Below are 13,490 nucleotides of genomic sequence, written 5' to 3'. Positions count from 1 at the left end.
CCTGTGGTACCGAGCCGCCATGCGAGGCGAGCAGCCGCCCCCCCCCGACGCGAGCGCCCCGCCGCGGGCACCGGAGCCCACGCCGGCGGCGCCCGCCGGCGGCGCGGAGGACGGCGCGTCGCTGGCCGACCGGATCGGGATGATCGTCGGAGGGCAGCTCGTCAGCACCCTGATCAACCTCGTGCAGGGCGTCGTCGTGGTGCGGCTGCTCGGCAAGTCGGAGTACGGCGTGCTCGCGTTCGCGACGGTGCTGTTCACGACGGGGCGTGATCTCGCGCAGCTCTACGTCCCGGAGTCGCTCCTCTACTTCACGCCCAAGGTGACCCGCCCCGAGCTCAAGGGGCTCGTGCGGCAGAGCATGCTCCTCCTGCTCGGCCTCGGGACGCTCACGGCGCTCGTCTTCGCCGCGTTCGCCTTCCTCCCCGGCGTCTTCCTCGGCGGCCGGGAGGGGATCACGGCTCCCCTGCTGCTCATCGGCCTGACGAGCGTCGTCGGCTTTCCTGCGAGCGTCTTCGGCCCGCTCTTCATCGCCACGAACAACCACCGCAAGTCGGCGGGCGTCGCGCTGCTGGTCACCGTGGCGGGCGCCGCGGGCGCGCTCGTCCCCGCCGCGCTCGGGTGCTCCATCGCGTGGATCCTGGCCGCCCAGTGCGCGGCGCAGGCCCTGAGGCTCTGGCTGTCGTACCGGCTCTACGCGCGGCTGTTCCACGACGTCCCCCTCGCGCCGTTCCCGGGCGGCGTCAGGGCGCAGCTCGCGTACGCGCTCCCGCTCTCGGTGACCCGCTTCGCCGGCCTCTTCAACCAGAAGCTCGACAAGTTCGTCGTCGGCCTCTTCTTCAGCGCGGGCCTGTTCGCCGAGTTCGCGGTCGGGTCGCAGGAGCTGCCGCTCGTCAGCGTCCTCGCTTACTCCGTCACGTCGACGATGCTCCCCGACCTCGTCGCGCGCGCCGAGGGCGGGCGGACCCGCGAGGAGGGAGCGAGGGCGGCGATCGACCTCTGGCACTCGGGCATCCGCAAGACGACGCTGATCATGCTCCCCGTGGCGGCGTTCCTCCTGCTCTTCGCCGAGCCGCTCATGCGCACGATCTACGGCGACGAGTACGCAGGCGCGGCCGTCCCGTTCCGCATCTACTCCGCGCTCATGCCGCTGCGCGTGACGGCGTATGGCATCATGCTGATGGCGTTCGGCCAGACCGCGATCATCCTGCGCATCCAGGTGCTGGCCATGGTGTTCAACACCGCGGCGAGCCTGGCCCTCCTGCCCACGATCGGCATGATCGGCGCGCCGCTCTCGGCCGTCCTGACGCAGGCGATCATGATCGTCCTGATGGTGGCCCGCATCGCGCGCTTCTCGGGCGTCGGCCTGCGCGGCGTCTTCCCGTGGGGTCATTACGGGCGCGTCGCGGCCAGCGCCGTCGTCGCCGCGGCGCCGCTCAGCGGGCTGCTGGCCTCGAGCGCGATCGACGAGCGCCCCGGCGTCTGCCTCCTGCTCGGCGCACCGCTCTACGCGGCGCTCTACCTCGTGGCCGCGCGGGTCACCGGCGTGCTCGCCCCCGAGGACCGGGCGTTCGTCGCGCGCTGGCTCCGCCTGGAGCCGCTGCGAAGCCGCCATGGTTGAGCCGCTTGATCGGCCCGCGCCCGGCCGCTCGAACCACAGCCGCCCACCGTCGCTGTCTCGGGCGGCAGGACATCGGACCCCTGCGCGAATTCCGCGCAAGCTGCTTGAAAGGGCGGGCAAGCTGGAAAGATTGGCAGTCTCCCGGACGCCTCTCTCATGGTTCCCGCCTTCGTGTGGATTTCGCGCCGATCGATGCTCTAGGCTTACTCGCCGGCCTCATCGGCGCCTTGTGCGATGGAGACGACCATGAGCGAAGACCAGGAAGTAGGATTCCTCCTCCAGGTCATCTCGGGCCCCCTGGCCGGACAGACCGCGCGCATTCCGGGCGACCGTCCGCTGCTCGTCGGCCGCGCGCCCGAATCGGATCTCTCGATCGCGGGCGACGGCGAGCTCTCCGCCCTGCATTTCTCGGTGGAGCAGATCGACGGCAGCTACCTGCTCCGCGATCTGGGGAGCCGCAACGGGACGCAGGTCAACCGCGAGCGCGCGCGCGAGGTCTCGCTGCGCGACGGCGACGAGATCCGCGCGGGGGCGACCCTGTTCGCGGTGGTGCGCCGCGAGGCGAACGGCGCGAACGGTCGATGCACGCCGACCCGGCCCGCGCCCCCGTCGCGGAGGACGCGGCGGGCCGCGCCCGCCGCGACGGGCGCGCCGTACGCCGCGTCGGCGCGGGCGCGGCTCCGGCAGGAGCGCTCGCCGCTCTTCGCGGTGCTCGACGCCGCGCGCGACCCGCGCATCCGGCTGCTCCTCGTCGAGGCGGGCGAGCAGACCGCGTCGCTCTACGCCGGCTTCCAGGGCGAGCTCCTCGCGGACGTCGGTCCCACGCTGGTGCACCTCCCGCGCGAATCCACCCTGCTCGACGCGCTGATCGACAGCGGCTGGGGCGACGGCTGGGGCGTCTTCCTGACGAGCAACCGCCCGTTCGGCGACGTGCGCAAGCACCTCCGCCGGTTCCTCCTGGTCGAGAGCGGGGCGGGCAAGCAGCAGTATTTCCGGTTCTACGACCCGCGCGTGCTCCGCGGCTTCCTGCCCACGTGCGGTCCGCGCAAGATCGAGGCGCTGTTCGAGGAGATCGAGGCCTTCGCGATGGAGGCCGAGGATCCGGGCAAGCTCCTGCGCTTCACCGCGCAGGGCAGCAAGGCGCTCCGCGAGGAGTCGGCGCTGGAGCGGGCGGGCTGAGGTCAGGCCCGGCGGCCGAGGCGCCGCGCCCGGCGCGCGGGCGCGCGGCCCGGCAGCTCAGCGCGGCGGCGCGCCGGCCCCGCCCGGGTCCGGCGGGGGCAGGTCCCAGGCGATCACGCGCAGGAGCTCCGCTACGCTGAACGCCTGGGCGAAGCAGCCGCCGGGGTGATGCGGCGGCTCCCCGGACGCGACCTCGGGCACCTGGTTGAGCGCGATCTCGTTCGAGGCCGCGGAGACCACGAGCCGGTGGAGCAGCGGGATCACGTGCTCGCCGAGCGTGGAGTAGCGCTTCGCGGCGCGCGCGTAGAACCCGAGCAGGAACGGCCACACCGTGCCCTGGTGGTAGGCGCTGTCGCGCGCGTCGGGGCCCCCCTGGTACCGGGGCACGTAGGCGGGATCGGCGGGCGAGAGCGATCGCACGCCGGCGGGGGTGACGAGCTCCAGGCGCGCCCGCTCGAGCAGCGCCGAGGCCTGCTCCGGCGTGAAGCACGCGGGATCCACGGCGACGGCGATCACCGCGTTGGCGCGGACGGTCGCGTCGCGGAACGCGCCTTCCCCCGTCGCGTGCTCCGAGATCACGTCGTAGGGATAGTGGGTCTCCTCGCACCAGAAGCGGGCCGCGAAGGCCCGGCGCGCCGCCGCGGCGGCCGCCTCCGCGCGCCCGGCGAGGCGCTCGTCGCCGGCGGCGCGCGCGAGGCGCGCGAGCGTCTCCGAGCCCTTCGCCCACAGCGCGGTCAGCTCGACCGGGCAGCCGGCGCGCGGGGTGACCGCGCGGCCCCCGACGCGCGCGTCCATCCACGTGAGCCCGTCGATCGCGCCCTCGCCGCTGCGGCCCGCGGCGAAGAGGCCGTCGGCCGTGATGTGGATCCCGTTCCTGGTGCCGCGCAGGGCGGCCTCGAACGCGTCGCGCAGCGCGCCGAGGAGCTCGCCCGCGACGAACGGGTGCGTGTCGCCGACGGCGTCGGCGAGCAGCCGGGCCGCCTCGAACAGCCACAGCGTCGCGTCCGCCGTGTGGAACTCGGCGGGCTCGCCCGCGTCGGGGAGCCGGTTCGGCACGAGGCCGTCCTGCATCGCGTCGATCATCGCGCGGAGGACGCGGATCGCCCCCTCGGTCTTGCGCGGCACGAGGTAGAGGCCGGGGAGCGAGATGAGCGCGTCGCGGCCCCAGACCTCGAACCACGGATAGCCCGCGATCACGCCGGGCCGCGCGGCCGCGTCCGCGCGGAACGCCTCGGCCGCGATGGTGAGCCGCCGCTCCAGCAGCGGCCGCCGGGGCCCCGGGTCCTCGGCGCGGATCGCCGCGCTCGCCGCCGCGAGCAGGTCCTCCGGCTCGGCCTCGGGCAGCGCGCCCACCGCCACGAGCAGGTGGACGGGCTCGGCGCCGATCACCGTCTCGAAGTGGCCGGGCGTCCAGAGGTCCTCGAGGAAGTCGAGGCCCCGATCCTGCTCGCCGAGGTACTCGAACCGGCGCCACCAGTCCTGCGAGCCCACGAACGTCCCCTGGTAGCGGAAGCAGATCCGCGGCAGCGCGCGGTTCGGCTGCACCCGGACCTCGCCGATCGCGGGTCGGTCCCGGCCCGCGCCGGGCTCTCCGCGCGCCGCGCCGGCGCGCAGCTCGACCTTCTGGGAGATGCCGCCGTTCTCGCGGAGGAGCTGGTGCATGTGGCGCGCCGCGAGGAGCGGGCGCAGCGTCAGCATCACCTGGTCCGCCCCGCTCCAGGTGTAGCGCAGGACGGCCGCGTTCTCGCCGCGCACGAGGCCGAGCGTCACCTCGAGCTCGCCGCCGGGCAGGGCGTACGCCCAGCGCGGAAGCGGGTCCTGATCGAACCGCTCCAGGTAGAACGAGCTGGCCTCCGGGTCGATGCCCGGGAACTGGTGCTTGGCGAGATCCCACCGCGGCCACGACGCCCGGCGGTCGGTCGGCGAGCTCTGGGCCCGGAGCGGGCGGACGCTTGCGTCGACGTGCGAGAGCATGACGTGCCGGCGCCGCGGAGGGTCCAGGGCCGCGACGAGCAGGCCGTGGTAGCGGCGCGTGTGCATGCACGCGATCGTCGAGCTCGCGTAGGCGCCCGCCCCGTTCGTGTGCAGCCACTCCTTGCGCGCGATGGCGAGCTGGCCGCGCACCTCGACGTGCGGCCACGGCGAGGCGTGCTCCAGCGCCGCGCCCTGGGGGCGCGAGGCCGCTGGCGGGGACGAGATCGGGTCGTGAGCCGGAGCGCTCCTCCGGGATCCGTCAGAGCTCATCGACCGCCGGTGGCCTTCCTGAGCGAGTCCTCGGCGGCGGCGCGCATCACCTCGACCGGGGCCGGCAGGCCGGTCCAGAGCGTGAACGACTGCGCCGCCTGGCCGACCAGCATCCCGAGCCCGTCGGACGCGCGGAGCCCCCGCTCGCGCGCGATCCGGAGGAAGGGGGTCACCGGCGGGTTGTAGACGACGTCGTAGAGGCACACGTCCGGCGAGAGCGAGTCCCACGGGATGATGCTCGTGACCTCCTCGCCCGGCGGCCCGCCGAGCATGCCGGCGCTCGTGGCCTGGATGATCAGGTCGGCCGCGACGGCGAACTCGCTCCAGTTGAGCCGCAGCGCCACCGAGGACTTGCTGCTGATCGACCTGTCGGTCGGGATCGGCCAGGGCGCGGTGAGCGCGCCGAGCTCGGACGCGCGCTGCCCCGCCGGCGACTCCAGCATCGCCTCGGTGCTGGTCCACGACCGGGTGGTCACGCTGATGAGGTGGTAGCCGAGCATCTTGCAGGCGGCGATCGCCGCGAACGCCGCGCCGCCGGCCCCGATGATGACCGCGCGCTGCCGCGGGCTCGCGAGCGCGCCGGGCCGCCCGGCCGGATCGTCCCCGCCGGGCGGGGCGGATCGGAGGAGCTGCGCGAGCTCGTCGCGGAGCGCGAGCACGTCGGTGTTGTGCGCGGTCACGCGCCGCGACTCGGTCGCGCAGAGGACGTTGGCGACGCCGACCTCGGCCGCGCTCGAGTCGACGTCGTCGACCATCGACATGATCGCGCGCTTGTGCGGGATCGTGACGTTCGCGCCCGCGATGAGGCCGCTCCGGATGTCGCTGACGAAGCGCGCGAGCTCCGCGCCGGTGGGCACATCGAACGCGCTGTAGATGTGGGGCAGCTGGTGCGCCCGAAACGCGGCCGAGTGCATCGCCGGCGAGACCGAGTGGCCCACCGGGTGCCCGACCAGACCGAACATTCGCCGCTCAGGGTTCGACATGATGCCTTTCTTCCGGGCCGGCCTCTGCTCCGCCTTGCCCCGCCGAGACCTGCCCGGAGGCGCCCGCGCGACCGAAGGTCGGGGCGCGCTCCTCGGCCACGAAGCCGAGCCCGAGCTGCTCGCACGCGGGCGCGCCGGGCCGCGACCTGCTGCGCCTCGGCGCGCGGCCAGCCCCGGAGGCGCGCGGCCCGCCGTTCTGGCGCGCGGGCGCGGCGGCGGCCGCGGGCGGGGCGGCGGCGGTCGCGGGCTCGCCGGGCTCGACGAGCGGCTCGTCCGGCCCCGCGGTGGCCACGACGCGCGCGAGCACCGCGCCGTGGTGCACGCGGACCGCGATCGGATCGCCCGGCGCCACCTCGCGGTGATCGCGCACCGCGCGGCCCGACGCGTCCGTCGCGATGGCGTAGCCGCGCGCGAGCACGCGCAGCGGCGACATCGCCTCGAGCCGGGCGACGTCCCTGGCGAAGCCCTCGCGCAGGAGGGCGACGTGGCGGTGAGCGGCCGCGGCGAGGCGCACCGACAGCGGCCGGAGCGCCCCGCGGGCGCCGGCGATCACCGCGCGCGGGTGGCGCGCGGCGAGCCGCCGCTCGAGGCGCTGCAGCCCGGCGCGATCCTCGACGAGGATCCGCTCCATGCGCCGCCGGAGCCGCGCCACCGCGTCGTCGATCCGCTGCTGCGGCTCCGCCAGGATCTGCGCCGGCGAGCCGAGCCGGGCGCGCTGCCGGTCGACGTCGGCGCGCGCGGCCCTGAGCCGGTGGGCCATCGCGCGGCGCATGCGCGCCTCGAGGTGCTCCAGCGCCGCGCGCCGCGCCGCCGCGTCCGCGACGAGCATCTCCGCGGCCTGCGAGGGCGTGGCGGCGCGCGCGTCGGCGGCGAGGTCGGTCAGCGCGACGTCGATCTCGTGCCCGACCGCGCTCACGATCGGCACGCGCGCGGCCGCGACCTTCCGGACGACGATCTCCTCGTTGAACGCGCTGAGGTCGTCGGCCGAGCCGCCCCCGCGCCCCACGATGATCACCTCGATGCCCGGGAACTCCTCGAGCAGCCCGATCGCGCGCACGATCCGCTGCCCCGCACCCGCGCCCTGGACCGGCGTGCGCGCGAGGATCAGCCGGGCGCCGCCGCGGCGGAACGCGACGGTCACGATGTCGTGGATCGCCGCGCCGTCGCCGCTCGTGACGACGCCGATGATCTGCGGATCGACCGGCAGCCTGCGCTTGCGCTCCGGCGCGAAGAGCCCCTCGGCGGCGAGCTTCTCCTTGAGGCGGAAGAGCGCCTCGAGCAGCGCGCCGCGCCCGGCGAGGCGCGCGTCGTCGGCGCAGAACTGGAGCCGGCCGCGCGGCACGTAGACGGTGGCGCGGCCCGTGAGCACCACGCGCGCGCCGTCGGCGAGCAGCTTGCGCGCGCGCGGCGCCGCGGTCCGGTACATCACGCAGTCGATCGCCGCCTCCTCGCTCTCGTCCTTGAGCGTGAAGTACGCGTGGCCGCTGCCCACGACGCGCAGGCCCGAGATCTCGCCCTCGACGCGCACGTCGGCGGTCGACCCCTCGAGGATGCGCTTCAGCCGGCGATCCAGCTCCGCGACCGAGACAACCTCCGGCTCGGCGCCCTTCTGGCGGCGCGAGGGCGGCGGGCTCGCGAGCTCGCGCGGCTCGGCGGCGGGGATGGCCGCGAACGAGAGCTCGGGCGGTAGTTCGCGGCGCTGCACAGGGCAGACCTACCCTTTTGCTCGGCCTGGGGAAAGACTCTCCGGCCTGATCCCGTATCAGGGAAGCCCGCGGTCCGGCCCGCTGCGAGGCTCGACGCGAGGCCGCTCCGCGAGGGCGCCACGCGCGCAGGCGCTTTCGGGTGATAAGGCCGGCTCGTGATCCGCAAGGTCCTCATCGCGAGCCGCGGCGAGATCGCCGTCCGAATCCTCCGGTCGCTGCATGAGGCCGGCATCCAGGGCGTCGCCGTCCACGGCGACGTGGACCGCGGCAGCCTCCATGTCCGCCTCGCGGACGAGTCGTACCCCATCGGCCCCGCACCTGCGGGCGAGAGCTACCTCCGCATCGATCGCATCCTCGACGTCGCCCGGCGCTCGGGGGCCGGCTCCATCCACCCCGGGTGCGGGTTCCTCTCGGAAAACCGTGAGTTCGCGGAAGCGTGCGAGCGGGCTGGCATCCCCTTCATCGGCCCGCCCACGAGCGCTGGAGAAGGCGAGCCTCCGGCCGCGCCACGTCGAGAGCCCGATGCTCGGCGATCGCGAGGGCAACCTCGTGCACGTCTTCGAGCGCGACGGCTCGATCCAGCGGCGCCGGCCGTGTCCAGCGCCCTCGCGCCGGGCGCCCCGCAGCTCTCGCCCTGGTCACCCGCCACAGGGTCTTCCGGTGAAGCACAGCGCCTTCAGGTGAGCCCTTCGGGTACCCCCGCGGCGCTCCTCGCGGCCTCGGGGCGCCCCTTGCGCCGCCGTCCGGAGGGCGAGAGCGCGCGGTCGTGCTCTGACGCGCCGGAGGCGAGACCAGGCGCGAGCGACCGCGCGGCGCCATGCCACAGCACGCGGCGACGCGCGGCGCATTCCGAGGAGCGCGAAGAGAAAAAGAGAAAACCGACAGCGCGCCACCTACGCAGCGCGTCGCCCAAAGTCTCCTCTCGCTCTGGTCTCGCTCGATGCTATCCTACCCCGAACTTTTCGGCTGGGGTGGAGGTGCGATGGGACGCGAGGCGAAGGGCCAGAAGGACCCTCTTGAGGCCGTCGCCACGCTCCCACCGATCGAGGCCCGCACGCACGAGCCTCCGCCCGCGACGGGGTGGCCGGCCGCGCAGCGCGCCGACGAGCCGGTGAGCGATGCAGTCGCCGGGTCTTCCACGGATTCCCTGCCTTCCCCGTCGCCGCGGTGGTTCGACGCCACCCCGCCCGACGCGGCGCCGGCGGGGGTCGCGCGCCCGCGGCGGCTCTGGTCGATCCCGCTCCTCGTGGTCGCGCTCGTGCTGGTCGCGACCGCGCGCAGCGTGGTGGTCCGCGCGCTCTTGCCGCTCGCCCTCGTCGCGGCGGCGGTGGCGCTCCTCGCGCGGGGGCGGCGGCGCCTCTTGCCCCCCGCGCAGGCGAGCCGGCGCGGGCTGAGCCTCGACGGCGACCAGCTCGTCCTCCAGGGCAAGGGCGGCGCCGCGCAGCACGTGCTGCTCGCGACGTGCGAGCGGTTCGGCGTGACGCTCCTCGCGACCCCGCGCCGCGATCGCATCGTCGCCCTGCTCAGCTCCGGCGCCGGGATGTCCTCGATCGGCGCCAGCTTCGACGGCCCGTCGCGCCGCACCTTCGCCGCGCTGCTCGACCGCGCGTCCGTCGTGGGCTCCGACGACGTCGGGCTCGACGCGATCGGCCCGGACGGCGAGCCGATCTCGCTCGGCCCCGCGGCGCTCGCCGCGCTCCTCGACGAGCTCACGGCGCGCTCGCCCGGGTGCCTCGATCGCTTCCTCGCGACCGACGCGCGCGGCGCGACGCTCAGCCTCGACAGCCTGGAGCTCCGCGCCGGCGGCCGTGTCTTCGATCTGACAGCGCCGCTCGAGTGGCGCGCGTTCGTGTTCCAGGAGGCGCTCGGCCAGGCGCTCGCGGTCTACCAGGGCACCTGGGTGCGGCAGGGGACGAACGAGATCGTCCTGGTCTGCCTGCTCCCTGCGATGACGCCGGCGCTCGACGCGCCGAGCGCGTCGCTCGGCCCGCTGGATCGCGGCGCGCTCCGCGACCTCCGGCTGATGCAGGGCTCGCCGGAGAGCCCGCCGCCCGGCGATCAGCGCGTGGCCATCGATCGCCTGCTGATGGTCCCGATCCGATCCGCGCTGGACAAGGCGCCTCGCCCTGCCGCGCAGGCGCCGCGCGCGCGCGCATGAAGCACGACGACGCGCGCGCCAGGGTAGTCCTGACGGAACGACTCGGGCGAGCTCCGACGTCGGGCTTCGCTTGACGCGCGCGTTCGGGCGCGGGTAAACCGCGCCCAGTACTCGGTCGATTCAAGTCACCACGTCCCACACGAGATCCGGAGGCGATCCATGGCCGTCGATATCCAGAGACTGTTCAACGAGGAGCTCCCTGCTGCCCTGGCGAAGAATTCCGACACGGCCAAGCAGATCGGCGGGAAGTATCAGATCAACGTGACGGGCGACGGCGGCGGCGAGTGGCTGATCGACCTGGCGAGCGCCACGCCCAGCATCGCCCCCGGCAACCCCGGCAACGCGGACGTCACGATCGCGCTGACCGCCGAGGATTTCCAGAAGCTGCACGAGAACCCGCAGGCGAACTCGATGCAGCTCTTCTTCGCGGGCAAGCTCAAGGTCACGGGCAACCAGATGCTCGCGATGAAGCTCCCGAAGCTGTTCCAGCTCAACGCGGGCTGATCCAGGCGCCGGCGGCTCGCTGGGCGCCGCCGCGCGCCGCGACGGGCCGCCGCCGGGGCGCGGCCCGGGCGCGACCACCGCGGCCACGAGGCGCCGGCTGGGCGCCGGGACGTGCGGCACGGCGGACATCACCTCCGTCTCTTTTCCTCCCCACCGCAGCCCGCGCAGGACAAAGAGGTCGCCATGCGCCCGCTCACCGACACGCGCATCCTCGATCTCTCGAGGCTCCTGCCGGGGCCCTTCGCGACCCTCGTGCTCGCGGATCTCGGCGCGACGGTCGACAAGATCGAGGACGTCGCCGGCGGCGACCTCCTGCGCCACATCTCCCCCCAGATCGCCGGGGAATCGGCGGCGTTCCAGCTCCTGAACCGGGGCAAGCGCAGCGCCCTGCTCGACCTCAAGAAGCCCGAGGGGCGCGACGCCTTCCGGCGGCTCGCCGCGACGTACGACGTGCTCGTCGATCAGTTCCGCCCGGGGGTGCTCGATCGGCTCGGGCTCGGCCACGAGGCGCTGCGCGCGGACAACCCGCGGCTCATCGTCTGTGCGCTGACCGGCTACGGCCAGACCGGCGCCCTGGCCGAGCGCGCGGGGCACGATCTGAACTACGTCGCGCGCGCCGGGGTCCTCGGCGCGCAGGGACCCGCCGAGGGCCCGCCGCAGGTGCCTGGCTTCCAGGTCGCTGACGTGAGCGGCGGCCTGTGGTGCGCCGTCGCCGTCCTCGCCGCGCTGCGGGAGCGCGAGCGCACCGGGCGCGGCGCGGTGCTCGACATCGCCATGACGGACGGCGTGCTCGGCTTCGCCCTCCCGTCGCTCGCCGAGGCGCTCGCGGGCGGCGCTCGCGCGCGGGGGGCGGACCGCGACGGCGAGGCCCCGCACGGGCGCGCCGCGGGCGACGAGCTGCTCACCGGCGGCATCGCGCCGTACAACACCTACCTCTCGAAGGACGGGCACGCGATGGCGCTCGCCGCGCTCGAGCCGAAGTTCTGGGCCTCGTTCTGCGAGGGAGCTGGCCTCGATCCCGACCTCGGCGCGCTGCGCCCCGGGCCGCATCAGATCGAGCTCAAGCGCAAGCTCGCCGCCGTCTTCCGGGGGAGGACGCGCGCCGAATGGGAGGCGTTCTCCGCCGAGCGCGACTGTTGCCTCGAGCCGGTCCTCGATCCGCGAGGCGCCGCCGCCGATCCCTACCTCGCGTCGCGCGGGCTCCTCTTCGAGATCGCCTCGGCGCGCGGCCCGATCCCGCAGATCAGGACGCCCGTCACGCCGCGCGGGGTCGCGTTCGCGCCGGCGCCCGGCGCCGGAGAGCACACGCGCGCCGTGCTCCGCGACGCGGGCTTCTCGGAAGCGGACATCGACGCGCTGATCCGCGCCGGCGCGGCGCGCGAGGCGCGCTGACCGCCGTCAAGGCGCGCGCTGACGGCGCGCCGGCGAACGGATCGCGAGGCGCGCTGACCGCCGGCGCGTCGCGCCGAGCGCCGCCGTCAGCCCGGCGCTCGGCCTCGCGTCGCTCGCCTCAGATCTTCTTCAGCTCGTCGACGAACTCCCAGTCGGCGATCAGGTGCTTCTTGAGCAGCAGCGACAGGAGCGCCGCGAACATCGCCTCCCAGCGCACGTTGTTCCCGAGGATCTCGCTCGCGTCGGCGCCGTGCGAGACGGCGCGGAGCGCGGAGACCAGGTCGCGCGCGGTCAGGCCCGTATCGTCCGCGGCCGGCGCCGGCGGCGGATCGGACTGCGCTGCGGCCCGGGGGGCGGGGGCCGCCTGGCGCTGCGGCTTGCTCCCGCGCGCGGGGAGCGTGATCGTCGTGCCGTCGAGGAGCGTGAGCGAGACCATCCGGCGCCGGCCGCGGCCCTGCGGCGCGGGGATGTTGCGCACCTCGCGCTCGCTCGGGGGCTCCTCGCCGTAGTCCGCCGGCGCGGTCGCCGGCGGCGGCTCCGGGGGGCTCTCCGGGACGCTGCGCGCCGCGGCGCTCGCGCGCCCGAGCACGGCGCCGAGGAGCGCCGCCGCCGGCGTGCTCGGCGCGGGCGCCATGTCCATGCTCGGCGCCGTCTCGCTGGCGGGCGTCACGGGCCCCGGCGCGGTGCTCGGGCGCAGCGTCTTCCGCCGCTCCGACGGCGTGGCCGGCGCGGACTGCGTCGTCGGCGCGGACTGCGTCGTCGGCGCGGACTGCGCCGCCTGCGAGGACTGCGCCGCCTGCGCGGATTGCGCTGCCTGCGCGGCCGCGAGCAGCTCGGGCGACGGCGCCACCTTCAGCGTCGGCCGCGAGCGCTCGTCGGGGCGCCCGCGGATCTGCCGCTCCTCCGGGCGGCCGCGGACCTCCCGCTCCACAGGCCGCTGCGCGGGGCGCGGCGCCTCCCATCCCAGCTCGTCGTCGAGGACGCCCACGTCGTCGGCGTCGACCTCCGAGGTCTCGATCGCCGGCAGCGCGTCCTCGACGAGCCGGGCCCCGGAGCGGAGCGCGGGCCTCGTCAGCAGCAGCGGCTCCGGCGTCGACGCGACCTCCTCCGAGTGCCTCGCGGTCTCCGGCGCCCTGGCGAGCTCCGAGGACGGCGGCGGATCGACGGGGCGCGCCCGCGACTGCGGCTCGCTCACCTGCGCGCGCTGCGCGGGCGCCGGCGGCGGCGCCGAGCGCGCCCGCGCCCCGTAGTAAACGCGGATCGCGTTACGGATGTCGCTCGGCGGAGCGATCATCGCGCGCACGGGCAGCCCGGAGAACGCCATGCACTCCTTCATGCCGTCCTCGTTCGTCGGATCGTCCATGGCGACGTAGAGCGTCTCGCCCTGGTTGCGGACGTGGCGCACGTAGATCGGCACGAGGCAGTACCGCTCGGCCACGTCGTGCGGCACGAGGTTGAGCAGCTGTCGCGAGAACTCGATGTGGAGCAGCGACACCCAGGGAACGGCGAGCTGGTGTGACAGGATCTGCGTCAGCTGGGTCTCGTTGATGAGACCTTGCTCGACGAGGAGCGTCCCGAGCCGCCGCCCGTCCGTGCGCTGCATGTCCAGGGTGCTCTCGAGGGCCTCCTGGGTGATCATCCGCGCGTCGACCAGGAGCTGACCGAGACGTAGGCGAGGCGTAACCATCGCGCCCGAGGTTACCCCA

Annotated in this window: 10 protein-coding genes and 1 pseudogene; 7 read left to right on the top strand and 4 right to left on the bottom strand. The window is 74.9% G+C overall.

Annotation, left to right across the window (positions count from 1 at the left end; translation table 11 throughout):
• Positions 1 to 19 precede the first annotated feature (19 nt).
• Together WME96_RS12255 and WME96_RS12250 are read left to right on the top strand one after the other, a co-directional pair.
• Complete coding sequence (locus WME96_RS12255; protein WP_437290324.1) at positions 20 to 1,618, top strand: lipopolysaccharide biosynthesis protein; 1,599 nt, start codon at positions 20 to 22, stop codon at positions 1,616 to 1,618.
• 246 nt (positions 1,619 to 1,864) lie between these two features.
• Positions 1,865 to 2,797 (top strand): DUF4123 domain-containing protein, encoded by a 933-nt coding sequence (locus tag WME96_RS12250; RefSeq protein ID WP_437290323.1) that lies wholly within the window; start codon positions 1,865 to 1,867, stop codon positions 2,795 to 2,797.
• 57 nt (positions 2,798 to 2,854) lie between these two features.
• Here WME96_RS12250 and WME96_RS12245 read toward each other — a convergent pair whose 3' ends face one another.
• The 3 genes from WME96_RS12245 to xseA are packed head-to-tail and all read right to left on the bottom strand — an operon-like array spanning position 2,855 to position 7,729.
• Positions 2,855 to 5,041: an amylo-alpha-1,6-glucosidase gene (locus WME96_RS12245; RefSeq protein WP_437290322.1), complete on the bottom strand. Its 2,187-nt coding sequence runs from the start codon at positions 5,039 to 5,041 to the stop codon at positions 2,855 to 2,857.
• Entirely contained in the window at positions 5,038 to 6,024 is a 987-nt protein-coding gene (locus tag WME96_RS12240) for a shikimate dehydrogenase family protein (protein WP_437290321.1), read from the bottom strand. The genes WME96_RS12245 and WME96_RS12240 overlap by 4 nt, the downstream gene beginning before the upstream one ends.
• Complete coding sequence (gene xseA / locus WME96_RS12235) at positions 6,011 to 7,729, bottom strand: exodeoxyribonuclease VII large subunit (RefSeq protein WP_437290320.1); 1,719 nt, start codon at positions 7,727 to 7,729, stop codon at positions 6,011 to 6,013. Before xseA ends, WME96_RS12240 begins: the two co-directional genes overlap by 14 nt.
• Positions 7,730 to 7,885: 156 nt before the next feature.
• On the opposite strand from xseA, the pseudogene WME96_RS12230 reads away from it, so the two are divergent.
• From WME96_RS12230 to WME96_RS12210, 5 genes and pseudogenes are all read left to right on the top strand, one after another.
• Positions 7,886 to 8,149: pseudogene (locus WME96_RS12230) on the top strand (biotin carboxylase N-terminal domain-containing protein); the annotation flags it as partial.
• 103 nt (positions 8,150 to 8,252) lie between these two features.
• Positions 8,253 to 8,414: a hypothetical protein gene (locus tag WME96_RS12225; RefSeq protein WP_437290319.1), complete on the top strand. Its 162-nt coding sequence runs from the start codon at positions 8,253 to 8,255 to the stop codon at positions 8,412 to 8,414.
• A gap of 298 nt (positions 8,415 to 8,712) precedes the next feature.
• Positions 8,713 to 9,888, top strand: a complete 1,176-nt coding sequence (locus WME96_RS12220) for an IMP dehydrogenase (RefSeq protein WP_437290318.1) — start codon at positions 8,713 to 8,715, stop codon at positions 9,886 to 9,888.
• Positions 9,889 to 10,047: 159 nt separating this feature from the next.
• On the top strand, positions 10,048 to 10,392 hold the full coding sequence (locus WME96_RS12215; RefSeq protein ID WP_061615991.1) for an SCP2 sterol-binding domain-containing protein: 345 nt from the start codon (positions 10,048 to 10,050) through the stop codon (positions 10,390 to 10,392).
• A 183-nt stretch (positions 10,393 to 10,575) separates the two neighbouring features.
• A complete protein-coding gene (locus WME96_RS12210) occupies positions 10,576 to 11,784 on the top strand; it encodes a CaiB/BaiF CoA transferase family protein (protein ID WP_437290317.1) in 1,209 nt (402 codons plus the stop codon).
• 118 nt (positions 11,785 to 11,902) lie between these two features.
• Here WME96_RS12210 and WME96_RS12205 read toward each other — a convergent pair whose 3' ends face one another.
• On the bottom strand, positions 11,903 to 13,471 hold the full coding sequence (locus tag WME96_RS12205) for a hypothetical protein (protein ID WP_437290316.1): 1,569 nt from the start codon (positions 13,469 to 13,471) through the stop codon (positions 11,903 to 11,905).
• Positions 13,472 to 13,490 lie beyond the last annotated feature (19 nt).

Origin of the sequence: Sorangium sp. So ce406 (genome assembly GCF_051474675.1) — a bacterium.
In the GTDB taxonomy this organism is placed as follows: Bacteria; Myxococcota_A; Polyangia; order Polyangiales; family Polyangiaceae; genus Sorangium; species Sorangium cellulosum_G.
This window is presented reverse-complemented; position numbering and strand designations above follow the sequence as displayed.

Bases quoted from the DNA above. Each gene is read 5' to 3' on its own strand.
- WME96_RS12255 (WP_437290324.1), top strand. From the start codon at position 20: ATGCGAGGCGAGCAGCCGCCCCCCCCCGACGCGAGCGCCCCGCCGCGG.
- WME96_RS12250 (WP_437290323.1), top strand. From the start codon at position 1,865: ATGAGCGAAGACCAGGAAGTAGGATTCCTCCTCCAGGTCATCTCGGGC.
- WME96_RS12245 (WP_437290322.1), bottom strand. From the start codon at position 5,041: ATGAGCTCTGACGGATCCCGGAGGAGCGCTCCGGCTCACGACCCGATC.
- WME96_RS12240 (WP_437290321.1), bottom strand. From the start codon at position 6,024: ATGTCGAACCCTGAGCGGCGAATGTTCGGTCTGGTCGGGCACCCGGTG.
- WME96_RS12225 (WP_437290319.1), top strand. From the start codon at position 8,253: ATGCTCGGCGATCGCGAGGGCAACCTCGTGCACGTCTTCGAGCGCGAC.
- WME96_RS12220 (WP_437290318.1), top strand. From the start codon at position 8,713: ATGGGACGCGAGGCGAAGGGCCAGAAGGACCCTCTTGAGGCCGTCGCC.
- WME96_RS12215 (WP_061615991.1), top strand. From the start codon at position 10,048: ATGGCCGTCGATATCCAGAGACTGTTCAACGAGGAGCTCCCTGCTGCC.
- WME96_RS12210 (WP_437290317.1), top strand. From the start codon at position 10,576: ATGCGCCCGCTCACCGACACGCGCATCCTCGATCTCTCGAGGCTCCTG.
- WME96_RS12205 (WP_437290316.1), bottom strand. From the start codon at position 13,471: ATGGTTACGCCTCGCCTACGTCTCGGTCAGCTCCTGGTCGACGCGCGG.